The 23,951-nt window shown below is 54.2% G+C and carries 24 protein-coding genes; 14 read left to right on the top strand and 10 right to left on the bottom strand.

Features of this window, described 5'->3' with window-relative positions:
- Positions 1 to 22 precede the first annotated feature (22 nt).
- Both BLU63_RS18275 and BLU63_RS18270 read left to right on the top strand, forming a co-directional pair.
- Complete coding sequence (locus BLU63_RS18275) at positions 23 to 1,273, top strand: ribonucleotide-diphosphate reductase subunit beta (RefSeq protein WP_017340233.1); 1,251 nt, start codon at positions 23 to 25, stop codon at positions 1,271 to 1,273.
- Between the two features lie 118 nt (positions 1,274 to 1,391).
- Positions 1,392 to 2,549: a hypothetical protein gene (locus BLU63_RS18270; protein ID WP_083375927.1), complete on the top strand. Its 1,158-nt coding sequence runs from the start codon at positions 1,392 to 1,394 to the stop codon at positions 2,547 to 2,549.
- Between the two features lie 260 nt (positions 2,550 to 2,809).
- Here BLU63_RS18270 and BLU63_RS18265 read toward each other — a convergent pair whose 3' ends face one another.
- Positions 2,810 to 3,673: a DUF3226 domain-containing protein gene (locus BLU63_RS18265; RefSeq protein WP_083375926.1), complete on the bottom strand. Its 864-nt coding sequence runs from the start codon at positions 3,671 to 3,673 to the stop codon at positions 2,810 to 2,812.
- Positions 3,674 to 3,675: 2 nt separating this feature from the next.
- The gene (locus tag BLU63_RS18260; protein ID WP_083375925.1) at positions 3,676 to 5,850 is read right to left on the bottom strand and encodes an AAA family ATPase; all 2,175 of its coding nucleotides are present in this window, start codon (positions 5,848 to 5,850) and stop codon (positions 3,676 to 3,678) included.
- Positions 5,851 to 6,449: 599 nt separating this feature from the next.
- Here BLU63_RS18260 and BLU63_RS18255 point away from each other — a divergent pair.
- Complete coding sequence (locus BLU63_RS18255; RefSeq protein WP_083375924.1) at positions 6,450 to 6,983, top strand: BRO-N domain-containing protein; 534 nt, start codon at positions 6,450 to 6,452, stop codon at positions 6,981 to 6,983.
- Between the two features lie 176 nt (positions 6,984 to 7,159).
- Here the strand turns inward: BLU63_RS18255 and BLU63_RS18250 are convergent, their stop codons facing one another.
- Positions 7,160 to 8,257 carry an HNH endonuclease gene (locus tag BLU63_RS18250; RefSeq protein WP_083375923.1) on the bottom strand — a complete coding sequence of 366 codons (1,098 nt, stop codon included), beginning with the start codon at positions 8,255 to 8,257 and terminating at the stop codon, positions 7,160 to 7,162.
- A gap of 627 nt (positions 8,258 to 8,884) precedes the next feature.
- Here BLU63_RS18250 and BLU63_RS18240 point away from each other — a divergent pair.
- The gene (locus BLU63_RS18240; RefSeq protein ID WP_083375922.1) at positions 8,885 to 9,883 is read left to right on the top strand and encodes a hypothetical protein; all 999 of its coding nucleotides are present in this window, start codon (positions 8,885 to 8,887) and stop codon (positions 9,881 to 9,883) included.
- Here the strand turns inward: BLU63_RS18240 and BLU63_RS18235 are convergent.
- Together BLU63_RS18235 and BLU63_RS18230 are read right to left on the bottom strand one after the other, a co-directional pair.
- Positions 9,869 to 11,041, bottom strand: a complete 1,173-nt coding sequence (locus BLU63_RS18235) for a hypothetical protein (RefSeq protein WP_027923910.1) — start codon at positions 11,039 to 11,041, stop codon at positions 9,869 to 9,871. The two genes, BLU63_RS18240 and BLU63_RS18235, sit on opposite strands and share 15 nt — an antisense overlap.
- A 101-nt stretch (positions 11,042 to 11,142) precedes the next feature.
- Positions 11,143 to 11,958 (bottom strand): sulfite exporter TauE/SafE family protein, encoded by an 816-nt coding sequence (locus BLU63_RS18230; protein WP_083375921.1) that lies wholly within the window; start codon positions 11,956 to 11,958, stop codon positions 11,143 to 11,145.
- Positions 11,959 to 12,070: 112 nt separating this feature from the next.
- On the opposite strand from BLU63_RS18230, the gene BLU63_RS18225 reads away from it, so the two are divergent.
- From BLU63_RS18225 to BLU63_RS18215, 3 genes are all read left to right on the top strand, one after another.
- On the top strand, positions 12,071 to 12,838 hold the full coding sequence (locus BLU63_RS18225) for an AraC family transcriptional regulator (protein ID WP_083375920.1): 768 nt from the start codon (positions 12,071 to 12,073) through the stop codon (positions 12,836 to 12,838).
- 93 nt (positions 12,839 to 12,931) lie between these two features.
- A complete protein-coding gene (locus BLU63_RS18220) occupies positions 12,932 to 13,249 on the top strand; it encodes a helix-turn-helix domain-containing protein (protein WP_010457271.1) in 318 nt (105 codons plus the stop codon).
- An 11-nt stretch (positions 13,250 to 13,260) separates the two neighbouring features.
- On the top strand, positions 13,261 to 13,533 hold the full coding sequence (locus BLU63_RS18215) for a helix-turn-helix domain-containing protein (protein ID WP_010457272.1): 273 nt from the start codon (positions 13,261 to 13,263) through the stop codon (positions 13,531 to 13,533).
- A gap of 101 nt (positions 13,534 to 13,634) precedes the next feature.
- On the opposite strand, the gene BLU63_RS18210 is transcribed toward BLU63_RS18215, so the two are convergent.
- Positions 13,635 to 15,164 carry an amidase family protein gene (locus BLU63_RS18210; protein WP_083375919.1) on the bottom strand — a complete coding sequence of 510 codons (1,530 nt, stop codon included), beginning with the start codon at positions 15,162 to 15,164 and terminating at the stop codon, positions 13,635 to 13,637.
- Positions 15,165 to 15,277: 113 nt separating this feature from the next.
- Positions 15,278 to 16,354, bottom strand: a complete 1,077-nt coding sequence (locus tag BLU63_RS18205; RefSeq protein WP_083375918.1) for an MBL fold metallo-hydrolase — start codon at positions 16,352 to 16,354, stop codon at positions 15,278 to 15,280.
- A gap of 213 nt (positions 16,355 to 16,567) precedes the next feature.
- On the opposite strand from BLU63_RS18205, the gene BLU63_RS18200 reads away from it, so the two are divergent.
- Both BLU63_RS18200 and BLU63_RS18195 read left to right on the top strand, forming a co-directional pair.
- Positions 16,568 to 17,176, top strand: coding sequence for a TetR/AcrR family transcriptional regulator (locus BLU63_RS18200; protein ID WP_083375917.1), 609 nt, complete (start codon positions 16,568 to 16,570; stop codon positions 17,174 to 17,176).
- Between the two features lie 139 nt (positions 17,177 to 17,315).
- On the top strand, positions 17,316 to 17,852 hold the full coding sequence (locus BLU63_RS18195) for a DUF1003 domain-containing protein (RefSeq protein ID WP_077748664.1): 537 nt from the start codon (positions 17,316 to 17,318) through the stop codon (positions 17,850 to 17,852).
- A 7-nt stretch (positions 17,853 to 17,859) separates the two neighbouring features.
- Here BLU63_RS18195 and BLU63_RS18190 read toward each other — a convergent pair whose 3' ends face one another.
- Complete coding sequence (locus tag BLU63_RS18190) at positions 17,860 to 18,801, bottom strand: LysR family transcriptional regulator (RefSeq protein WP_083375916.1); 942 nt, start codon at positions 18,799 to 18,801, stop codon at positions 17,860 to 17,862.
- Between the two features lie 15 nt (positions 18,802 to 18,816).
- Here BLU63_RS18190 and BLU63_RS18185 point away from each other — a divergent pair, with 15 nt between their 5' ends.
- Complete coding sequence (locus BLU63_RS18185; RefSeq protein ID WP_083375915.1) at positions 18,817 to 19,521, top strand: CTP synthase C-terminal region-related (seleno)protein; 705 nt, start codon at positions 18,817 to 18,819, stop codon at positions 19,519 to 19,521.
- On the top strand, positions 19,518 to 19,847 hold the full coding sequence (locus BLU63_RS18180) for an antibiotic biosynthesis monooxygenase family protein (RefSeq protein ID WP_010457282.1): 330 nt from the start codon (positions 19,518 to 19,520) through the stop codon (positions 19,845 to 19,847). The genes BLU63_RS18185 and BLU63_RS18180 overlap by 4 nt, the downstream gene beginning before the upstream one ends.
- Positions 19,848 to 19,959: 112 nt before the next feature.
- Here BLU63_RS18180 and BLU63_RS18175 read toward each other — a convergent pair whose 3' ends face one another.
- Positions 19,960 to 20,286: a DUF2025 family protein gene (locus BLU63_RS18175; protein ID WP_010457284.1), complete on the bottom strand. Its 327-nt coding sequence runs from the start codon at positions 20,284 to 20,286 to the stop codon at positions 19,960 to 19,962.
- A gap of 235 nt (positions 20,287 to 20,521) precedes the next feature.
- Here BLU63_RS18175 and BLU63_RS18170 point away from each other — a divergent pair, with 235 nt between their 5' ends.
- From BLU63_RS18170 to BLU63_RS18160, 3 genes are all read left to right on the top strand, one after another.
- The gene (locus tag BLU63_RS18170; protein WP_083375914.1) at positions 20,522 to 21,649 is read left to right on the top strand and encodes a glycerophosphodiester phosphodiesterase; all 1,128 of its coding nucleotides are present in this window, start codon (positions 20,522 to 20,524) and stop codon (positions 21,647 to 21,649) included.
- Positions 21,650 to 21,897: 248 nt separating this feature from the next.
- A complete protein-coding gene (locus tag BLU63_RS18165) occupies positions 21,898 to 22,203 on the top strand; it encodes a PepSY domain-containing protein (RefSeq protein ID WP_083375913.1) in 306 nt (101 codons plus the stop codon).
- Between the two features lie 137 nt (positions 22,204 to 22,340).
- The gene (locus BLU63_RS18160) at positions 22,341 to 23,534 is read left to right on the top strand and encodes a GAF domain-containing sensor histidine kinase (RefSeq protein ID WP_083375912.1); all 1,194 of its coding nucleotides are present in this window, start codon (positions 22,341 to 22,343) and stop codon (positions 23,532 to 23,534) included.
- Here BLU63_RS18160 and BLU63_RS18155 read toward each other — a convergent pair.
- Entirely contained in the window at positions 23,531 to 23,860 is a 330-nt protein-coding gene (locus tag BLU63_RS18155) for a hypothetical protein (protein WP_083375911.1), read from the bottom strand. The two genes, BLU63_RS18160 and BLU63_RS18155, sit on opposite strands and share 4 nt — an antisense overlap.
- Between the last annotated feature and the right edge of the window lie 91 nt (positions 23,861 to 23,951).

Raw genomic sequence — 23,951 nt, 5'->3', positions numbered from 1 at the left:
CTCACGCAGGAGACGACACGTCATGCTGAGCTGGGACGAATTCGACAAAGAAGACAGCGGCGAGACCGTGGTAAAAGGCGCCAACGCCGGCCACGCGACTGAAGCCAACATGGACCGACTCGACACCGCTGGTGGTGTCGCCGCTCAAGAAGCTCGCGCCGTTACCGCGAACGACTCTGCCGCCATCGCCCGTGCCAAAGCAGCCCTGGACAACCTCGACATCGCCGAAGGCCTCGCCGAACTCGAAGGCGCCTCCGCCCGTGTAGCAGTCGACGAAAAGCGCATGATCAACTGCCGCGCCGACCTCAACCAACTCGTACCGTTCAAGTACGACTGGGCCTGGCAGAAATACCTGGACGGCTGCGCAAACCACTGGATGCCGCAAGAAGTCAACATGACCGCCGACATCGCCCTCTGGAAAGACCCGGAAGGCCTGACCGACGACGAGCGCCGCATCGTGATGCGCAACCTCGGCTTCTTCTCCACCGCCGACTCCCTGGTTGCCAACAACCTGGTCTTGGCCGTGTACCGCCTGATCACCAACCCGGAATGCCGCCAGTACATCCTGCGCCAGGCGTTCGAGGAAGCGATCCACACCCACGCCTACCAGTACTGCATCGAATCGTTGGCCATGGATGAAGGCGAGATCTTCAACATGTACCACGAGATCCCATCGGTCGCGAAAAAAGCCACCTGGGGCCTCAAATACACCCGTTCGATCTCCGATCCGAAGTTCGAAACCGGCACCGTCGAAACCGACAAAGAACTGCTGCGCAACCTGATCGCCTACTACTGCGTTCTGGAAGGCATCTTCTTCTATTGCGGCTTCACCCAGATCCTCTCCATGGGCCGCCGCAACAAAATGACCGGCGTCGCCGAGCAGTTCCAGTACATCCTGCGCGACGAATCCATGCACCTGAACTTCGGCATCGACGTGATCAACCAGATCAAAATCGAAAACCCGCACTTGTGGGATGCCGAGATGAAGGAAGAGGCTTCGCAGATGATTCTGCAGGGCACTCAGCTGGAGATCGAATACGCACGTGACACCATGCCTCGCGGCGTGTTGGGCATGAACGCGGCGATGATGGAGGACTACCTGAAGTTCATCGCTAACCGTCGTTTGAGCCAGATTGGTTTGAAGGAAGAGTATCCAGGGACGACTAACCCGTTCCCTTGGATGAGCGAGATTATGGACTTGAAGAAAGAGAAGAACTTCTTTGAGACTCGGGTTATTGAGTATCAGACTGGTGGGGCGTTGAGTTGGGATTGATCTTATCAACCCGCTGACCTAAAGTTTTAAACTTGGGCACAGACACAAAAAGCCCTGCTATACGCGGGGCTTTTTTATTAGGATTAGTCGACGATAATTAAAACAACGAGGGTAGATAATGGACGAAGGTATCGAAACAACCCCAACCGAAAACTCACCACTCTCTAAATTCCCTACCTCTCCAAAGAGGACTAGAACAAAAACCAAGCCCGCAGCTAAAAAACCACCTCAAAAAAAGAAAACTGCTGTAACAACAAGAAAAAAAACAGCACCACCTAATAGCTCAAAAACAGCAAAATACCCTCGTCACACATTAGAAAAAGTTCTTCGAATCCCTCAAGCAATACAAGAGCAAAACGCAGGACAGCCCTGTTCTGAAAGAGAGGCGGCTCAATTTTTAGGGGTTGGGTTTGGTGGCTCATTCCAAGTAGAAGTTAGTTCTGCTTTAAAGTATGGCCTCCTGGAGCGCAAAGGTCCCGGTCAAATAGCCATCACAGACTTATCGCGAAAAATAATACGCCCTCAGCAACCCGAAGATGAACTAATTGGCCTGAGAGAAGCCGCAATCAAAGCCCCTGACATCGGTGAAGTTTACCAACATTATCGCGGCGAGAATCTTCCAGATCCGCAGTTCTTTAGAAACGCTCTTATTGATAAGTTCAAGATACCAGAAGACAAAGCATCTGAGTTCGAAAGCATTTTCTTAGAAACAATGCGAGAAGCAAAACTTTTAGATGAACATAGTGGAAAACGAAGAATTTTAGATGTTTCGAAAGAGCCATCAACCGATGCAAGTGATGACCGGCTAAAAAAACTAGGAAAACAAGTTTCAATAAAAAGCACCGATACATGTTTTGTAATGATGCCTTTCGCAAACCCGATTGGTTCGTACTACTCCACAATCTACGAACCCGCCATTCAAAAAGCGGGTCTAACACCAATTAGAGCGGACGCAGATATTTTTGGCACAGGAAAAATCATTGATCAGATCTGGCAAGGTATAAACAACTCAAAAATACTCGTGGCAGAACTAACCCATAGAAACCCAAATGTTTTTTACGAACTTGGCCTCGCCCACGCACTTAATAAACCAGTAGTACTCATATGTTCAAACGAGTCAGACGTACCATTTGACCTTCAACATATTCGAGTGATTTACTACGATGTAACTGATCCCTTTTGGGGAAATAAACTGATAGAAAAAATTGCTGAGAATATTTTGTCTGCTCTAAGAACACCTGAGGAAGCAGTATTCAAAGCAGCACTGCAAGCTTAAAAGTATAAACAACAAATTATGGGGCTACCCACGTGGCCCTTCTCTGCTGCTTCCATACAACCTCACGCAAACCTATGCAAAATAAAAACCGGTGGATATTAATAAGATAAATCCCAAACAATAACTCGGCAACCCCATCAAAGTTCATCACACGAACAACCATGCCATACACCTTCCTCAGCATGGCAAGACGACAATTAAAATAAACTGTCACTTTAAGAAACCTCGCAAAAACACGAGGCTTTTTTTCAAAAAAATAATCACTCAAACTGTGCAAACTTTTCTATAAAAACAACCAAGTCATTCACAGATCGACTTTCACGAAGGGTTTGATTACTAATTAATTTCGCTTGTTCCAAAACAACATTCATTGAAGAGCCTGGTTTCTTTCTTTGACCAATCGCGGTAATAATTGCCTTCTTCCTGCGAGCGATTTCGGCCACTGATCTTTTTAGTTCTCCACTACCAAGATCCCAGCTAAAAGCTCCATCTATATAGTGCTCCGCTCGCTCTATACACTCTGAATTTTCCACTGCAAAAATCGGATGCAATAAATCTTCGAGCGTGCCTCTTTCTGGTGTTTCCCCCCATATATATATAGCTTTATTGTCACTTATAGCGGCGAATGGATTACTTGTATCTTGATCCCAGGGAGAAAGCATCCATCGCTCGCCCTCAATTACTTCTTCAAAGGCGGCAAAGGCTTCACTTCTTACACGCGCAGCTCCTATATCATCGGCATCGTAAAAGAAAAGATACTTCGTCTCACTCACAAACTCGGTTGCCCCCTGCAAAAATACGCTCGCATTATTCAACATCGGAACGACATCAGACAAAAGCTCTTTTATTTTTGCAATTTGTTCTTTACCGCCACTATTGAACAGTAGAACTAGATCATTATTACGCTTAAAAACCTGATCAGGAAGAAAAAACTTATGCGCCATATCTAGCGCCATATCGCGCGCGGCATGCTTATCAACACTACTCTTGAATAGCTGGTTAAATGGCGATGGATACTCACTAAACTTCCATGCTACTCGCTGAAATGAAAAAATTGATTCCATGATTTTTTTAACAAATGCAACATCATGCGGTCCTTCACAAAAAATCATAAGCGCTTTCATTCTTACTTAGCCTTCCGCAAGTCGACGTTACCAGCTAGAACAAGTTGCTTAAACTCTCCTCCTGAAAACTCTCGCACCTCAATATGGGAAGGATCATCAGCGCTCGTGACTAAAGCATGACAAGATAGATCTTTACTTGAAGGCGTGCCTAAAACGAATGCATCAATACACTCTTTACTGTGGCTGGTCAGAAAAACCTGAACATTAAACAATTCTGACAAACCGTGTACAAAAGGTGCAAATTTTTCAATGAGGTCCGCATGAATTGCATTTTCAAACTCATCAATCAAAAGCACACCATTTTGTGCTGAGGCAAATAACAGACATATAAAAAATATCCGTTGCAGACCTTCCCCATACACCATCAAATCAAGTGCCGACGCGTACTCCCCGTCATCAACCAGAAACCGCTGTAGCTCATCAACAAGCCTAATATCATTCAAAGTTGGCAATATTTCATGTCGAATAAAGTCAAATATTTTCGGCAAAGCTTTTGATTGAAAACTTTTATGATAAAAAGCGGTATAACGGTGTGGTTCATTCAGAAAGAAAGGACTGCTATACACCACATGACTAATAATTTTTATCGAGTCTGCAAGAGTTTCACGATCCCGCCCCTTAAATAGATGAGTTAGAGACTCTTGTTTATTAGAGCCAAACTCAGAAGCAATTTCAACACTACCAAGATACCTAGTCCTATCCAAACCACTGTTAGTATCGGAAAAATCCCGAACAGACACGGATGCAATTTGATTGTCGAACACACCCGATATCTTTATTTCTCCCGATAACTGCTCCATTAACCACTCAGGATTTATATGATCTTCAGGTATCTTGCCTCTACGCCTTATGACCTCAAGAATCCCAGCAAAATCATTCTGGCGACTTAATAAGTAAATCGACTCAAGCAGCGTAGTTTTACCGCAATTATTAAACCCGGCAAAAATATTTATTTTTGACAGTTTGTTTAACTTGAGGCCTTTAAGTTTTTTATAAGATTCAATATGGAGTGAACTGTAATGCTTATCTACGCGATCGTGAAAAACAGTTTTTTGCTCCACTCCCAACAGCCCCGAACCACGGGTCCTGTCGACAATCCCTTGTAAACGGCCTAGTGCACTTTCAAGATCAGGCAACTGTTTACTATCAATAGCCAGTTGACTTAGAGTCGCAATATCGCTTGTCACGGATTTTATAGCTAATTCTTGTCGCTCTTTAAAAACGAGATCACTCGCGCGGTAAGCCGCATTAAGATCTCTATGGGCGATTAAATTAGCCAGAGCCCTTTCATCACCGATTATTTGACCTAACGTTCTTATATCATCTCGTTTGGTGATCGCTGGCTCCAGGTACTTATCATTAAAACTAACCTGACCACTATCATCTTCCTCCTCTAGAGGTTCCAAAGACATTAATGAAAAGAACACGTCGGCATTTGTCTCATGAGTAACTTTAAACGTTGACTCATCCCATACCAACCAAGTCTTCAAAGCCGAGTTTCTAGCCGCTTCACGAAATATCGGAAATTTGGCCTCATCAAACTGATCACCATAATCTGATTCAGCATATTGCTGAACCAGCGAAAGCGCTCTTAAGCTTCTACGGAGCTCAATTTTTGAGATGCCAATTCGGTTACAAATCTCGTCCTCACCCAATTGATATGTGGTATGCATTTTTTCTAAAAGCTTTGCCTGATTCCACTCACCCCATTTTTTATTGCCACTAATATGCTTCAGAGCCATAAGAGTTAGGTGGTGCATTTCATCAGCATCTGTGTATAGAACAACGGGAATCCTGGTAAAAATAGCAGGATCCAACCGTCCTAGTTCAATACTTCTTTGCTCAAACTCATTCTCCAGATACTTGAGAGCTGCTATACGCCTGTTGCCCTCAACTACAACATAACCACCATCAGGCAATTCGCGAACTTGTATCTGATCTACAGGCAAGTAGCCGTTAGACTTAAAACTATCTATAAGATCTTGAATATTTTGATTACGATCACCACTAATAAGCCTTAATGTGCGCTGCGCTACAGTTTTATCCTTTATCTTATCCTCAGGAACTTCAACCTGCTCTTTTTCATGAATCAAACGATAGTTATTTGGATCAAGATATAAATTCTTTAAACTAAAACGCTTAGAGCTTGAATCAACACTTTTTGCCGAATCACTCATTGACCTGACTCCTTTTCTCGGAAACCAATTGGAACGGTTCCAAATACCTACCCAACATACTAATGCTCGTGACTATCCCACAATTTTACGTCCTAAAAAAGACAGAAACTCAAATAGTTTTCTCGCAGAGGACATCATTTTTTCAGACCGATCTATCCCATAAATCAGCCGTTTCTTGCCCCACCACACGATTATTCATACAACAGACATTTCCTTTGGCCAAACCTCTTCTTATTTCCCTTCGGTTCATAAATAGATATTGACCTCGGACTCGCATGCCAATAGCCTTCATTGCTGGTGCCTAAGAAACACCTCACACAGCGGACTGACCGCACCCGACAGTAGCGGCTTTTTTGTGCCTACGGTTTCTCCGTGGGCATCAAAAAATCTCTGTTATGCCGGGAGTGGGCTAATACAAGACCCGAAAGGGGAATATGTCCGGCCCTCTGTGTGGGGTTTCTTAACTCCCGGCACCCAGCCCTAAGAAAGCTGACATCACACAGAGGTAAAGGATATGCCTAAAAATCTCTCCTTCTCTCCGAAGGCAATCTGCTTTAGCTGCTTCACTGTCCCAGCGCTTCCATCCCTGGAGGCTCGCCATGACTGATCCCTACATCCCCACAATTTTCACCCGCCATAACCTCTCCCTCCACGCTCTCCTCCTGGAAAACCAACCATGGTTCTGCGCCCGCGGCCTAGGTCGCTTAATGGGCTTCCATCTGAATGATCGCGTGGTCAGCAAATTGGACGAGGATCAGCGACATACATTGTTGATTGAGTACCACGGCCAACCGGAAAAACGGCTGATGCTCAGCGAGTCCGGTGTATATGCATTGTTGGTGTATCACTACGCGCCGGGGAATCGGTTGTTGCGTGAATGGCTGACTCATCAAGTGGTGCCGGCCCTACGCGATGCGGGGCAGTCGAAGAATGCAGATCGGCCGATGTTGAGTTTGTTGGATTGGCCGGAGATGTCGTTGAGTCTGTTGCATTGGCAGGATGAAGGCTGGATTCGATTGCGGGACATGCCTTATCTGTTGCTGAATCGCACGCGAAGGCGCGTTCCAGCGGTTAAGCCTTGGTGGCGTAAGGTCTTAGAGGCGTTTCACAATTCGAAGCATTCGGTCGGTTAGACCTTTTAGGATCGACAGAAAGAAGCGTCGCAGTTCTCTGTAGGTATTTTCGTAGACACGCCACTCAGTATCCTCCGAGGGTTTTCAACCCTCGGAGATGTTATGAGCGTAAAGAAGAAAGAAAGCGACTGGAGCGCACCTGAGATTAGGGCCAATTGCCTTGGCACACCGCTCAATCAGCGCTCAATAACTTCCAACCGCTGCTTCAGCCTTTCATTCACCAACGCCCCGTGCACTCCAGAATGAATTTCCCGATGACAACTTGGGCATACAGCCCCCACATAGCGTGGATGATCTAACCCACCATCTGAGAGCCGGTTGACGTGATGCGGCTCTAGGTAGGGCCTGCCATCCTTCTTCATAAAAGGAGCCGGCCTCTCACAGCTCTCACACTCCCCCTGAGCGCGCATCAGCACATAGTGCGCAACCTTACGGCTGCGCTGATAGATCTTACGAGGAGCGGATTGCCCTAACTCATCACTGCCAGGCTTACATGCAGCCAGTGCAGCCAACCGCGCAGCAGCCAGAGAGTCGGGAAGGTCAGCCTTTTCCTCATCCTCTTCTTCATCCTCAATCATTCCACTAGGAATGCCCACAGGGACTAATCGAAAAACAATTGCCGTCCGAGCCTGGCCGCTCACATCCGGCTGGGTTCGTTGAAACATGTCAGCGCAAGAAAACTCGCCCACGTAAGCGTAGCCATTACCTTTGCCGCGGGACTTAAACAAGTGCAGCGCTCGGCCATCATTGGCATGTTCAGCAATGGCTCGGTTGCCTCGAGTCAAAGTCATCGGCCCGCGTTGTCCTTGACCGGTGTAAAAGAAGGCGCCGTCTTCCCAATGGTCGGCATACCCGTATTGCTCACCGCTATCGCCCGTGAACAAAAAAATCGCAGGGTAGATAGCGGACGCTGCAATGCCGTTTTGCAGGCTTCCACCGAACGGTCCATTGATCTCAGTTTTTCGGTCGTAAACAGCGCCCGGTGTGAACTGCAATACAGGCGCGCACTCCCCACGCGGTAACTCCACAATAGTGAAGCCTCGCTTTTCTAGGTAACTGTTGGTGGGGTGTCCACCGGAGAACTCGCCTACGGCAATACCGGTCGCCAAAGAGACGATTTTCTTCGCCGGATACAGTTCACCGCCCGCGTGAACCGCATAACGGTGAGCTAAATTGTTTTCCCAGCCTTGCCACTCACGCCTACTCCGAAATTTATGATCAAACTCCAGCATTGCTTTGTCTATTCGCTCCTTCGAAACCGCTTTGATCGCCACGAGCGCTGCCCTTTATCGACAATTGCCGTAGGAAAATTCCTACCGTCGCCAAAGTACCAAAGGGTTTCAATACGTAACAGGGCGAATAGCCACTATTTCTAAGAGTAATTGCCTCACAGGTGACTCTCAAATCCCTCGGTGATGTCCTCGGCGGGCGTCTGAAAATCCGCGTAAATTCGGATTTTTCCCTTCAACCGCGCCGGCTTACGTGCCCGAGATGTTTTGATATGAGGCAGCTGGTTTAGATAGGGCTTGCCGTCCTTGGTGATCACAACCGTATCGCCCCGCCAGACTCAGCGAGTTGATCGAGTTGGGATTGAGCTTCGTGCATGTTTACTTGTAGCCGTTCAGTCATATGGCACCTCCATGGAGTTGGCCACGCTAGCTGAAGGCTGAGATTTTCGATAGGCGTGGCGAACCTGCTCTTGGCGGTGTTTCGCTGAAGGTTGTGAATAATGGTGCGTAGAACAGATATTTAGTGGCGCTCTGAAGTTTTTCGCGAGCAAGCTTCGCTCCTACAGGGGACGGTGTGTTACCGCCGATTTTGCGATGTGTTGAAAACAGTCAGTGCAACCCGCCCCGCCTCCCGCTATTAATACCCTTCCCCCTCAAGGACCCGAGCCTGCCATGAAATTCGACCTCGCCTACTGCCTCAGCCTCGACGACAAGCTGTCGATCTATGACGTGCGCGATCTCAATTTCGACGAAACCATGGAGTTCGATTCCGCCAAGGAGCACTTCCAATGCCCCAACGACGCCTGTCGTTTGGCCTTCGATGCGGCGAATGTACTGACGACGTTCAACGCCAAGAACGTGAATTACGTTCGCACCCCGCACTTCAAGAACACGCCCAGCACCCGGCATGTGGCGGATTGTCCTTATGCCAGTCTCAAGGCGTCGGCGTCAGGTGTGGACGGTGCGGAAACGGATGACAGTCGCGAGGAGCATTTCCCGTCGGAGTTGTTGCTGACTCGGCGTGAGTATGTGCGTAAGCCGTCGAACCCGGCGGTGGCGGCGGATGTGGTGCGGGACGATCCGAAGCCAACCACTGAGGCTAGCAACACAGAACACCCAAGCCGTGAATCGGCGCCGGACAAGACCAGTGTCTTCGCCCATCCGGTGGAGTGTTTTGTGTCGAACTTCGAAGACAAGGACCTGCTCAAGCGCATGCCGCTGAAGATTGGCGAGCACACGGCGCCTTACGGGTCGTTCTTCAAGAAGATCGAATACCTGACGGATAACAAGGGGCTGATTTACTGGGGCAAGATCAAGGAGATCAAGGATTACACGCAGAGCTTTCGCATCGATTTCGAGCAGAAGGTCTGGTTCAAGCAGGCGGACGAGGCGAAGAAGAAGCCGTATTCAGTCAACGTTTACCTGAGCAAGAAGTTGATCGAGAACTACCGCAAGCGCAAAGCGTTTCTGGAAGAGATCAAGCACGCCATCGACAGTGAAGCGGAGTTGTATTGCTTCTTTTATGGCGTGACGCCGGAGTTGAAGCAGGTGCCGAGCAAGAAAAACCCCGAGCAGACGTTCGGGGTGTTCAGTGCGAATATCGAGAACCTGGATCACTTTGTTATTCGTGAGGCGCCGGGGTTATCGGGTACGCAATCAGGGCAGCTGTAGCGCAACGCCGCCGGGGTGTTGCTTGATCAGGCTATACGGCAGGACACCCCAGCCCACATTTCCACACACTGCGGCCACGTGAGGAAAGGACGGATCTAACTTGATCCCCTGCTCGGTGAAATACCAGGAAGGAAAACTCCAGCGGTCCTCGTCATCGTAGTCGCAGTCGTCGTCCCCTTCTGGTGTGACCGTCATTTGATTGGGATAGAGATTAAGCAATTGCGCCACCAGCCACGGCGCCAGCTCTTTGCCGCGGTAATCAGAATAGGCACTGAATGACTCAGACGAAGAAATGTAGGCGTCGTAGTTTTCCTCGTAGTGCAGCGGCTTTCCCTGTCCCACCCACAGCACGTCATCAAGCGTCAGAGATTGGCCCGTTTTAGCATCGAGGTTGAGTGAGTCATTGACCTGATCCGGGTAAGCACCGCCACAGAAGTACTCGGTTGAGACACGGACGCTCATGACGTTCGGCGTCATCCACAGAGGCTGACTCGTCTGTGCGTAGTAGGCGTCAGCGTAGTTAGCGAAGCATCCGTAATACCCCACAACCTCCTGCCACAAACGGCCCATCAATTGCTGATTGATACGCTTACGCTCCTCAGCGTTGTAGCCCGAAACCACTTCAAACAGCTCGGCTTTGGATTGTGGGTCGCGCCACCATTGCAGCGTGTAACCCATGAAGGTTTCAGTCTTGCCTTGTGTAAGCTTCATACCCTGCAAACGCAGGTATTCATAAGGCGCCTTGTCGTGAAGTCTGGCGAGATAGGGCAAGGTGTCAGCGGGAATCTGAGGAAGGTTCGCTGGCTGCAGGTCAATCTTCAAGACTTTGCCTTTAGGGCTAGTCCATTCTCCGGACCAGCCGCTGGACTTTGGTTGTAAGCGAATTGTCGGAAAAGGTTTGTGCTCTCCATATCGCTGGTCACCCTCTTCCAGCACAAGTGCTTTTCCTTCCTTTGAGCCACTAAGCACCAAGTCCTTGCGGTACTTTTGGTAAAAGTAACGACCCTCACTGCCATCGGCGCTCACCTCCAGCACAATCGGCATTTTTCCCAGAGTCCCGGTATAGACCTGCCTGCCGCTGTCGGCCCACAACATCGTAGAAAACGTGGAGCACACCAATACGACAATGCCAGCAAGACGAAACAGTCCTTTAAACATCAAATCATCCTTGAATGCAGCGAGTATTGGCTCGCAAGAAAGAGCGGCGGATTATGGCGAACCCGTGTTCGAGAATCGATAAAAAGCTAACGTGATGACGATCAGTTCAGGCACATGCTGACCATCACCAACACCAGCAACCCCACATAGACCCGCGCATGCACCCGATCCGGAATCCGCCCGATCCAAGGCGTGGCCAACCGAATCCCCACCAACGATCCCATCGTCAACACCGCAAACGCCAGCAGATCCACATAACCGACAAACCACGGTCCCAGATCAAACTCGGTGAACCCCGCCATCGCCATGTAAGTCAGCGTCCCGGCCAACGCCACCGGCAGACTTAACGGATTAGCCATGGACGTCGCCTGACTCATGCTCAACCCGCATCGACGCAACAACGGCACAGTCATGACACTGCCGCCTACGCCGAGAAAGGTCGCGATAATGCCGATTCCTACACCACCGCCAGACACTTCCGCCCTCCCCAACCGTCGTGGGATTGTGGTGTCGGACGCTGTCAGAAAACCACGTCGGAACAGGCAATCCACAATGGTCACGCCCAGGTACGCGATGAAGGCATAACGAATCACCTCGCCACTCACCCACATCGCGGCGAGCGCTCCGAGGATTGCGCCCAGGCCGATGAACCCGCCCAGCGGCCACAGATAATGACGAATGAGATTACCGGCGCGGCGGTGTTTGCCGGTGGCGATCAGTGCGTTGACGATCATCACGCAGGTCGAAGTCGCCACGGCAATGTGCATTGCCGATTGGCTGACGGGGTCATCGGCACCGTGGCTAGCCATGAGCATGCGATAAAGCAATGGCACCACAACGAAGCCGCCGCCAAAGCCGAACAACACCGCAGTGACGCCAGTCACGCACCCGAAAAATGCCAGCAGGAGATAAAACATTGCGCGTCGTCCGTTGGTTGAGAGCGGTCGACAATAGAGCGATGCGCCTTGGCCTGCTTCAGCAAGTCAGCCAATAATGTTCGCGTTTACGCCAACTGTTGGAAAACGCTCAATGCGCAATGTTTCGATCAATCTGCTGGATGACACACCGCGCTCGGTGGTGGCGATCGGTACGGATTATTCCCACGGTCATGTGTTGCCCCGTCATACGCATCGGCGGGCACAACTGCTGTACGGCGCGACGGGGGTGATGCAGGTCAGTACGCACGATGGCAATTGGGTGGTGCCGCCGCAGCGAGCGGTGTGGATTCCGGCCGGGGTGGCGCATGAGGTGCTGATGCTGGGGGTGAGCACGCGCAGTTTGTACATCGAACCTGATGCGGTTGATTTGGGGGATCGTTGCCAGGTGATCAGTGTGTCGCCGTTGATGCGGCACTTGTTGATGGAGGCGGTGGAGATCCCGCTGGCGTACGACGAGGCCGGGCGCGATGGCGCGCTGATCGACTTGCTGCTGCATGAACTGGCGCGCAGTGCTCACTTGCCGTTGCACATTCCGTTACCGGTCTATGCGCGGTTGCTAGGGTTGTGCCAAGGCTTTTTGCAGCGGCCCGACGCGCATCAATCGCCGCAGCAATGGGCCGATCAATTGCACATCAGCTTGCGCACGTTCAATCGGCTGTTCCGACAGCAGACAGGGCTGAGTTTCAGCCAATGGCGCCAGCGGGCCTGCGTGGTGCTGGCCCTGGCGCGGTTGGCGGCGGGGACGCCGGTGACGCGCATTGCGCTGGATTTCGGTTATGACAGCCCGGCGGCATTCTCGACCATGTTTCGCCGCGTATTGGGGCAGGCACCGTCCGTCTGGATGGAGGGGGCGACATAGAAAAAATCAAAAAATGAGTTTGATCCGGGCGCAAAACAACTGTACAAAACAACAGTACTTTTTGGATTAGCACTCTCGAGCCCGGAGAACACCATGGCCTCTCTTGCGATGAAAATCACCCTGGAACGTATCGCCCTTTTCCAATTCACCCCGGCCCACTGTGCCCAGGCCCGAGCGATGCTGGGTTGGAGCGTGGAAGAGCTCTCGGAGGAATCCGGTGTCTCCGTGGACGCCATTGTGCGATTCGAGGCCGAACGCGATGTGCTGGATGTCACCCGGCTGGCGTTGGCGTATCGGTTTGAATCGGAAGGCCTGGTGTTCTTCCCCGGATTTGCGCCGGGTCGGGGGATGAATGTGAGAGGGTCGACGCCTGATCCGGTGGGTCGGGCGGACTACGCGATGGTTGAGTGAGGAGTCAGCAGATGAATGGAATCGATGAATGCGACAGGCTTGGTCATCCGTCTTCGGGTGCTGCCGATGCGGGGGAAATGAGGGCCAAGGCCGAATACCTGATGAAGATCGGCATGCTGCTCGACACCGGTCAGTTGGGCAAGCTGGAAGCGGCGCAGAGGCTTGGACTGTCAGCGGGGGAAATGGATGAAATTCTCGACGGGAATGTTTGCGACCTGACGGTGGCGAAGATCGCGGGCCGCTCCATGGCGAGCGGCCCGACGGCAGAAGATCAGGCGTTCTGAGGCGTGACTGGATCGCCCTTTCAGGAAGGCTCATGGCTTGCCTCGCTGGTCGAGCAGCCACGGCCTTTAACGCCCACCATCACCTGCCTTGGTCTTGGACCTTACTGCTCCCGAAACGCCGGATTCTGACGCTCTAACGACGCTTGTTCATAGCTGTAAGCCAGCGCCAGCAGTTGGGGTTCACTCCAGCGCTGGCCGAAAAAGAACACAGACGTTGGCAGTTCATCGCTGTTCATGCCCGACGGGACGGTAATGGCTGGGTAGCCAGCGACTGCGGCACTGAATTGCGAGTAGCCATCGGCATCGGCGAACATTGCATCCAGATTATGTTCAGCCATTTGCTCATCAATGGCAGCCTTGAAGCTGGCACTGAGCACGCCGAACATCTCGGTTGCCTGTGAGTGGGTCATGTCCAGTTGGTTGATGTCGTTCAGCATTTGCTGCCCGTAACCTTCGGCACCCGGATTCAGCTCGTTGAAATCGATCAACTGTTGAAGCGTCTGAATCGGTAACCCTGAGCGGCTGGCCAGGTACTCGGGCAGTTCATGTTTCATGCCTGCCATGAGGGTGTTGAAGTAGCCATCGATATCCGGCAGTCGGACGCTCAACGGCACCAGGGTCGCGCCTTGCTCTTCCAGTGTGGCCAATGCCATCAGGAATTCAAAACCGGGTCGAAGCACAGTGCCGTTGGTGCCGACGTACTCGGTCGGATAACCGATTCTTTTGCCTTGCAGTGCATCCGTGTTGAGCAGCGCGGTGTAGTCAACGCCCACTGGCGCATCGCTGGTGACAGGGTCACGGGCGTCAATGCCTTGCAGGGCGTTGAACATCAGCGCGGCGTCACGAACGGTGCGCGTCAGGGTACCCGGCGTATCCTGCAGACGGGTGATGGGAATGATGCCCGATCGGCTGAACAGACCCAGCGTAGGCTTGACGCCCACCACGCCATTAGCCGAAGCAGGGCACGCGATGGAACCGTTGGTTTCGGTCCCCATGGCCAACGGTGCGAAACCGGCGGCAACACCGGCGGCTGAACCCGAGCTGGAACCACAGATTTCGCCATTTAACACGTGGGGGTTTTTACCCTGGCCACCTCGGCCACTCCAACCGTGGGGCAAGCCCATTTCCCGGACGTAAGCCCATTCGCTCATGTTGGTTTTGCCGAGGATGACGGCACCTGCGTCACGCAGCTGTTGGACCACAAACGCGTCGTTCGCAGCAGGCTGACCGACCATGGCCAACGAACCCGCGCTCGTTTGCATCTGGTCCGCCGTGTCGATGTTGTCCTTGAGCAGAACAGGAATGCCGTGCAGCGGACCACGCACTTTTCCGTCCTGACGCTCCTGGTCCAAAGCGGTGGCAATGTCGATGGCCTGTGGGTTGAGCTCGATAATCGCGTTGATCGTCGGCCCTTGCTTGTCCAGCGTGTGGATGCGCGCCTGCAAATACTCCACCAGTGTGACTGAGGTGAGTTCGTTGCGCGCCATCCGCTCGGTAAGCTCGCTGACGCTCGCATATTCGAGCGACTGGGCAGTGACGGAGGCGTTGCTGTCTGCGAATGCAGGTCCGGTGACCGATAGCAGAATGATCTGCGCCAGTGCCGTCATGCGGCTTTTTAAAACGTCCTTCATTTACAGCATCCTTGATATGGCCAATTGCGGGTGAGTCATTTCACCCGCCGCACAGCCTACCGAAACCGTAGGAAACAGCTGTCAGTCACAAGGAGCTGTCAATGTAGGAAACATCATCCAGACTTGTAGCCGCTACAAGCTAAACGCCCTTCTTCCTTCACTGTACTTTCCATTTCCGACCACCATGCGGCCCCTCGCTGTGGGTACATGACGTTGAACGCTTCGCCCATTTGCGGCGTGGTGATCGACACATTGCGTTCCCAGGCCAAGGCGAGGATCCGGTCGAAGGGCTCGAACCAGGCGTGCATCGACAAATCGAAAGTGCCGTTGTGGATGGGCAGTAACCAGCGGCCCTTGAGGTCGATGTGCGCTTGCAGGGTTTCTTCCGGCTGCATGTGAATGTGCGGCCACTCGACGTTGTAGGCGCCGGTTTCCATGAGGGTCAGGTCAAACGGGCCATGCTGTTCGCCGATGCGTTTGAAGCCATCGAAATAACCGCTGTCGCCGCTGAAGAAGATCCGCGTGTCGCCATCGATCATCACCCACGAGGCCCAGAGCGTGCTGTTGCCATCGAACAGGCCGCGCCCGGAAAAGTGCTGCGACGGTGTGGCGATGAACTGGATGCCATCGACTTCCGTGCCCTGCCACCAATCGAGTTGGCGCACTTTGCTGGCATCGACGCCCCATTTGACCAGGGTGTCGCCTACGCCCAGTGGCGTCAGGAAGTAGTTGGCCTTGTCCGCCAGTGTGAGCACCGTTTGATAATCGAGGTGGTCGTAGTGGTCATGCGACAGGATCACCGCCTCTATCGGCGGCAAGTCATCGAGGCTGATCGGTGGCTGGTGGAAACGCTTGGGGCCGGCCCATTGCACGGGTGAAGCGCGCTCGGCGAAGACCGGGTCGGTGATCCAGAATTTGTCCCGCAGTTTCAGCAGTACGGTGGAGTGGCCGAGGCGATAGACGCTGTGGTTGGGCGCGGCGATCAATGCTGCGTGGCTCAGGGCTTGCACCGGGACGGGTGCAGTTGGGCGAGTGTCGCGCGGTTTGTTGAAAATCATGTTCCACATGATGCGCAGCATTTTTCGCACGCCTTCACGTTGCACAGGCACATGATTCTGGAACAGTCCTTGTGCCTGACGGGAAGCTTCGGGTGTGGAGGCATTGTCCGCAGGGGAAATTGAGTCGGCCATGTCTGAGTAACTCCAGAAAAACCGCAAAGCGCGGATTTCACGGTGGGACGATAATTGGCCAAAGCACGCACGCATCAGCCGGAAATTCTAGTATTCACTGCACAGGATTAACGAAACATTACACTGCACAGTGTAGTTTCTAGGTTGCATCAAAGCGGATCACAAGTAAACTGCCGAGTGTAATTCTTCTCTGCCGACTGCCGAAGCGTACTTATGACAGCTCCACAGCGCCTCACCGACCGAAAACGCGAAGCCATCATTCAGGCGGCGATTGCCGAATTCCGTGCCAACGGTTTCGACATCACCAGCATGGACAAGATCGCCGCCACCGCTGGGGTGTCGAAGCGCACGGTGTACAACCACTTCCCCAGCAAGGAAGAATTGTTCGCCGAAATCCTCAATCAACTGTGGGCGCGGGTGACCGCCGAACAGGAAACGTCCTACCGCCCTGACCTGCCCCTGCGCGAGCAAATGCGCCAGATGTTGCAGGCGAAATTGCAGATGCTGGGCGATGAAAACTTTCTCGACCTGGCGCGGGTGGCGATCGCCGCCACCATCCATTCTCCCGAGCGCGCGCAGAACATGGTGGCCCGGATGGGCGAGCGTGAAGAAGGCCTGACTGTGTGGATCCGCGCCGCCCAGGCGGACGGTCGGTTGAAGCCGGTCGCCCCCGAATTTGCCGCGCAGCAGATCCAGGGAATGCTTAAATCCTTTGCGTTCTGGCCGCAGATTTCCATGGGGCTGCCCCCGCTGTCAGATGAGATGCAACGCACCGTGGTGGAGTCAGCACTGGACATGTTCCTGGCCTGTTATCAGCGCTGAATCGAGCTGCCATAAATGACAATCTCTGCCGAAACACCGATCACAGCGCGCGCTGAATAAAACGCGGCAATGTGTTTCAAAATGAAAATGGCGCTGGGGCTATAGTGAACGTCAGTCCCAGCGCCACGCAGAGATCATCATGACCACGCCGACCCACGAAACCAAACCCGCCGCTGCCGTCGATCACCTGCGCTTTCACCGCCCCCATGCCCACTTGGAGCCAACGTTCGGCAACGACAAGTTCGCCCTGCGCGCCGAGGCCTTTGCACGGTTCTTCGGCACGCCGACCTTCCTGGGCGCCCAGACGCTGATCGTGGCGATCTGGATCTGCCTTAACGTCTCTGGCGTGACCCAGTTCGACGTTTATCCGTTCATCCTGCTCAACCTGGCGTTCAGCCTGCAGGCGGCGTATGCCGCTCCCCTGATCCTGTTGGCCCAGACCCGTCAGGCGGCGCGGGACAAAGCCCAGACCGATGCCGATGCCCTGCACCGCGAATCCATCGCCGTGGCCAACAGCGAACGCCAGGCACAAGCGGCGCAGAACACCGCGCAACTGCTCGAGCTGCTTGAACTGAACACCCGGCTTACGGAAATGACCAAGAACCTGACCGAACGCATTGAAAGCCTGACCTCGGAAATGCATCAGCATTTAGTGAATGATCATCCGAAGGATTAGCACCCGATCACGGCAGTCGAAGCGCCCGCCCCAGCTCATCGAACAACGTCACCACCGAGCGCAACGCGCGGCAGTCCGGACGGGTCAGCAACCAGAGCGCGGTGTCGTAACCGTGCAGCGGGCCGGTCAGTGGTTGCAGTTCATCACCGATCAAAAAGTCCGGTAACGCCGCAACGCCCAGCCCGGCACGCACCAACTCGGTCACCGACAGCATGCTGTTGCAGCGATAAGCCGGTGTGACGCCGGGCAGTTGCTGGCGCCGCCATGCCACGGTGGGGTGGTCGGGAAGAAAGTCATCCGGCGCGATCCAGGTCAGCGAGGCCAGGTCTTCAGGATCGACTGATTTCAGGTACGCCGTACTGGCACAGACCCGATAGGAAATATCCGCCAGACGTCGACCAACCAGATGCTCGGGCGGTGCGCGAGTCAGGCGCAAGGCGATATCGGCATCCCGACGGCTGAGGTTGGCGAAGTCGTTGGAGGTGCTCAGTTCGAGGGTCAGCGCCGGGTAGGACGGCATGAACTGCGCCAGCGCCGGCAGCAGCAACCCTTGCAGGACAGAATCGGTGCAGGTCAGCCGCACCGTGCCGCTGATGACTTCACCGCCCTGCTCCACGCCAATGCGCGCCGCGTCCAGCGCTTGTTCCGCGCGCTCGGCTTGCTCGGCCAGGGTCTGGGCGAGTGTGGTCGGCAGGTAACCGGCGCGGCTTTTTTCGAACAGTTGCTGGCCCAGCGCGGCTTCCAGTCGGCGAACCGCGCGAAACACCGTCGACACGTCGACCTTCAATAACGCCGATGCCCGGGCCAGAGAGCCGCCGCGCACCAAGGCGAGGATTAGCGCCAGGTCTGGATAGTCGAGTCGATAGTGCGTCGCTGCATTGATCACTTGGGATAACGCCAATATTGAATGCGTGAGCGCCAATCTATAGTGGGTGCCAGGAATCAACAAGCGTCGAGATCACTCATGGAAAGCACTACCCTGCGCATCGCCCTGATCGGTGATTACGACCCACAGGTCACCGCCCACCAAGCCATTCCCGTGGCGCTCGGCATGGCTGCCGAACACCTGAACGTGGATGTGCAATTTCAGTGGCTGGCCACCGATCACATAAACGCCACCCCGTTACACCACGTCGACGGTTTCTGGTGCGTGCCCGCCAGCCCTTACCGCGACATGGACGGCGCGTTGCGGGCGATCCGTTTTGCCCGTGAGCAGCAGCGACCGTTCCTCGGCACCTGCGGCGGTTTTCAACACGCGGTGCTTGAGTTCGCTCGGAACGTATTGGGTTGGGAAGACGCCGAGCATGGCGAAACCCATCCCGGTGCAGCACGCGCATTACTCACGCCGCTGACCTGCTCATTGGTGGAAGCAACGGACAGCATTCGCCTGGTTGAAGGCTCGTTGATCGCCAACGTGTACGAAAGCGTCGAGATCGTTGAGGGATATCGCTGTCGCTATGGCATGAACCCGGCGTTCGAGCGTGAGTTATTGAGCCAACAGTTGTGCGCCGTTGGCCATGACTCGACCGGCGACCTGCGGGCGGTGGAGCTCCAGGATCATCCGTTTTTCGTCGCCACCCTGTTCCAGCCCGAACGCGCCGCGCTCAACGGCACGCTACCGCCGCTGGCCCGGGCGTTGATCGAAGCCTGCAAAAGGCAACAGTCATGATTGCCGATACGCCATCAGCGCCGTACTACGCGGTGATTTTTACCTCGCTGCGCACCGACGGTGATCAAGGCTACGCCGAGGCCGCCGAACGCATGCTGGAACTGGCCCGTGAGCAGCCGGGGTTTCTCGGTGTTGAGTCGGCTCGGGGTGAGGATGGGTTGGGGATTACGGTGTCGTACTGGGCCAGCGAGGCGGCGATTCTGGCGTGGAAACATCATCCTGAGCACAGTGCGATCCGTGAGCGGGGGCGGTCGACGTGGTATTCGGCGTGTCATACGCGGGTGTGCAAGGTTGAGCGGGCGTATGGGTTCAAGGCCGTAAAATGATGCGGTGTTCTTCTGGCCGCCTTCGCGGGCAAGCCTTGCTCCTACAGGTTGCCGGCGCCCTCTGTAGGAGCGAGGCTGCCCGCGAAGAGGCCAGTCCAGACACAGTAAAACTTCAGCCCCGAACCAGACTCCGCACCGCCGAAATCTCCGGCACTTCCCGCCGATTCATGTACACCCGCAACGGCTCGGTCACATTGATCCGATCATCAATATTCTGATCCAGCAACAATTGAATCAACTCACGCTTGAGCGTCATGGCCTGCCCAGGCCCCGGCGCCCAGACAAATTCACTGGTGGGAATGATCCCGTCATCCGCCACGTCCATACCAAACGAGTCTTCGCTGAAACGCACAATGTAGTGGCCAGTTTTGCGATTGAGGCCAACGAAGCCTTTGAGTTGGTCGGCGGCCTGGCAGATAAGCTCGGAAGTGATGCGCATATAAACCTCACAAAAGGTCGTTAACGACCGGTGAACGATGGTTTACACGCAAGGACAGGCATTCGGATTTCCCTCTGCCGGGGAAACGCCGGGGCCAAGAGTACTGCAAAGAAGCGCACAAAAGCGCTGAAAAAATCTGCTTTAAACACGTTTATGTCGGTCTGGCGATAGCGCTGGCGGCGCTCAGTTGTTAAAAGAGACGTCTTTGAAAATTCAACGCGAAAGGACCTCGACCATGCCTGTTACCTTCACCAAAAGCGCCCTGCTGCTGAGCATGCTGCTGGGCTTCGGCCAGGCACAGGCCGCCAACGAGCCCAGCCCGACTGCACTGGCCACCCGTTTGGGCATCCCGCACCCGGCGGTGATCGCCCACCGCGGCGCATCCTACGATGCACCGGAATCCACTGCGGCGTCTTACAGACTGGCCCGTGATCTGGGCGCCGATTACCTGGAACTGGACCTGCAACGCAGCAAGGACGGCGTGCTGTTCGCCCTGCACGACAACAACCTGCAACGCACCACCGACGTTGCCACCAAATTCCCCGATCGCAAGGACAGCCCGGCCAACGCGTTCACCCTCGCCGAACTGAAAACCCTGGATGCCGGTAGCTGGTTCAACGCCGCGTACCCGGATCGCGCACGTCCGTCCTTCGTCGGCCTGAAGATCCTGACCCTCGACGAAATCATCGACATCGCCCAGGGCAATCCGCTGCACAAACCCGGCCTGTACATCGAAACCAAAGAACCAAAGCAATTCCCCGGCCTCGAACGCGACCTCAAGGACAAATTGCAGGATCGCGGCTGGCTGAGCCCGGCCGGTTCCAAACTGGCGAAAAGCAATCTGGCGGTCGGCCAGGGCAAGGGCAAAGTCGTGCTGCAAACCTTCGAGAAGAGCAGCCTCGAACTGCTTGAGAAGGAAATGCCACAAGTGCCGAAGATCCTGCTGCTGTGGGTCGGCGAAGGCAGTATCGAGCCTAAGTCCAAAGTGACGTTTGCCGAGTCCGGCGACAAGGACAAGGCCACCTACTACGCCAAACAGGAACCGAAAGACAAAGCCGAATTCCAGCAATGGGTCGAGTACGCCAAGGCCCAGGGTGCGATCGGCACCGGTCCTTCGGCAGTGTTGACCAAGGGTGGCGATCAGAGCTATTCGGACCTGGTGAAACCGTGGATGAACCAGTACACCCACGATCAAGGCCTGCTGGTGCACGCCTACACCATCGACGAAGCGGTTGATTACCAGAAAGTCATGGACGCCGGCGTCGATGGCATCTTCACCAACCGCGCCAGTGAATTGCTGAAGTTCTACAAGCGCCCGGCGGCCGGGACGGTGGCGCAGTTGCTGCAGAACAACGGGTACTGATCGCTAGCTGACACGACACCGCGTCGTCTTCTTCGCGGGCAAGTCGGATTGCCGCATCACTCGCTCCTACGGGTTTTGAGTCGATCACAAATAATGCGACCGCCCCAAATCCCGTAGGAGCGAGTGATGCGGCAAGCCGACTTGCCCGCGAAATCTTCCAAACGACACGGTGATTGGAATTAAGGGTGAATTAAGTTGCCACAGTTAATCTGGACTCACTTAAACAGATCACCCCAAGGAATGAACCCATGAAAACCCTGACTGCCCTGTTCACCGCTGCTGCCCTGACCCTCACCGCTGGCCTGGCTCAGGCTGACGTTCGTGTCGACCAGATCCCTGCGCTGGTCAAGAGCGGCAAGATCAAGCCACTGGAAGAAATGAACCAGGAGGCTCTGAAACGGCACCCAGGCTCGACCATCACCGACACGGATCTGGACAACCACTTCAACAACTACGAGTACGAAGTGGAACTGAAAACCGCTGACGGCAAAGAATTCGACGTGGACTTCGATGCCACCACCGGCAAAGTCCTGAGCGACAAACAAGACACCTGATACCCGTATCAAACAAAGCCGCACGATCTTCGGATCGTGCGGCTTTTTTGCATGCCGGATTCGCATAATCAACACGCGCCAACTCGGCGGTAGCCCGCTAGAATCCCTCAACGGTGATTACACAGAGATGGATTGAGATGGGGCAAACAGCGGCAGCAGACATCGCCACGATCGGCCGGATCAGCGCGGTGCCGGCGATTCTCCAGGTGATCCGTGAATTGACGGGGCTGCGCTTCGCTGCGGTGGCGCGTGTCACTGAAGACTCATGGACCGCTTGCGCCGTACTCGATCAGCTGGACTTCGGCTTGCAGGTCGGCGGCGAGCTGGAGGTGGTCACCACCTTGTGCCACGAAATTCGCCAGGCGCATCAGTCGGTGGTGATCGACAAGGCCAGTGAAGACCCGCTTTACCGCGATCACCACACCCCTCGCCTCTATCAATTCGAAAGCTATATTTCGGTGCCGATCTTTCGCCCCGACGGACGCTTTTTCGGCACCATCTGCGCCCTTGATCCCAATCCTGCATCGCTCAAATCCAGCACGATCCAGAGCACCATGGAATCCTTTGCGCGAATGCTGGCGTTGCAGATCGAGGCGGAAGAGAACCTGCAAAAAACCGAAGCGGCATTGATGGCGGAACGCAAAAACACCGCGTTGCGCGAACAGTTCATCGCCGTGCTCGGCCATGACCTGCGCACCCCGTTGTTCGCGATCAGCGCCGGCGCCGAAATGCTCTTGCGCAAGCTTCCCGACCCGGCGAATCAGCAACGGGCCCGGCACATTCTGACCAGTGCCCGGCGCGCGACCCGACTGGTCGATGATGTGCTGGATTTCGCTCGTGGTTCGTTGGGCAGTGGTATTCCGGTGGACATCGCACCGTGCCCGGACCTGGGCGACGCCTTGCGGCACGTGATTTCAGAAGTCCAGAACATCTATCCCCAACGCACCCTTCGCATGTCCATTGGCGAGCTGCACGGTATTCAGTGCGATCGCGAGCGGGTCGCGCAATTGCTTTCCAATCTGGTGGCGAACGCCGTTGCCCACGGCGACCCCGAGGGCTCGGTAGACGTGAGCGCGCAGATCCACGACGGGCAGTTCGTGCTGAGCGTGACGAATCAGGGGCTCATCGCCGAGGACGCGTTGCCCCATCTGTTTCGCCCCTACGCGCGACCGGCCCGCGGAACACCGCAGACCGGTCTCGGGTTGGGGTTGTACATCGCCAGTCAGATTGCGCAGTCCCATGGTGGAAAGCTGGAAGTGCGCTCGACAACGAAGGAAGGCACGCAGTTTGTTTTCAGCTTTCCGGTGCAGACAGTTCCGGGAAAAGCTTAAGTCGCAGCAATGACGTTGAAGTTAGAAACGGGCGATACAGCGACATTTCCAGAGTCGTCGGCTAGCGTGTAATTCGCCTTCACGGGACCAAGCTTAATGAACTGTTTTTCAATGTAAAAGTGCACACCTGCCACCTCTTCAACCACCGTGATTGTATGCGTGAACACCGACACGTCATTCCAGATCACTTCAAGCTTGTCCCCTTTTTTGTAGTTCTGGTTGCCTTCGACTAGCGCCCGCAAACCATTTTCGCCTACCGGTTCGGTGAGTTCGCCATCGTCAACCCCTTCTACTTTCAAACGACTTAATTGCAGATCCATAGACATAAAAACGCTCCTTGTGAATACAGCAGCGCCGCTGCGCTGACAGCGCTATCAAACGCTCGTGCACGGCAATCGTCTACTGTCAGAACTAACA

The organism is Pseudomonas mandelii, assembly GCF_900106065.1.
GTDB classification, from domain to species: domain Bacteria; phylum Pseudomonadota; class Gammaproteobacteria; order Pseudomonadales; family Pseudomonadaceae; genus Aquipseudomonas; species Aquipseudomonas mandelii.
This window is presented reverse-complemented; position numbering and strand designations above follow the sequence as displayed.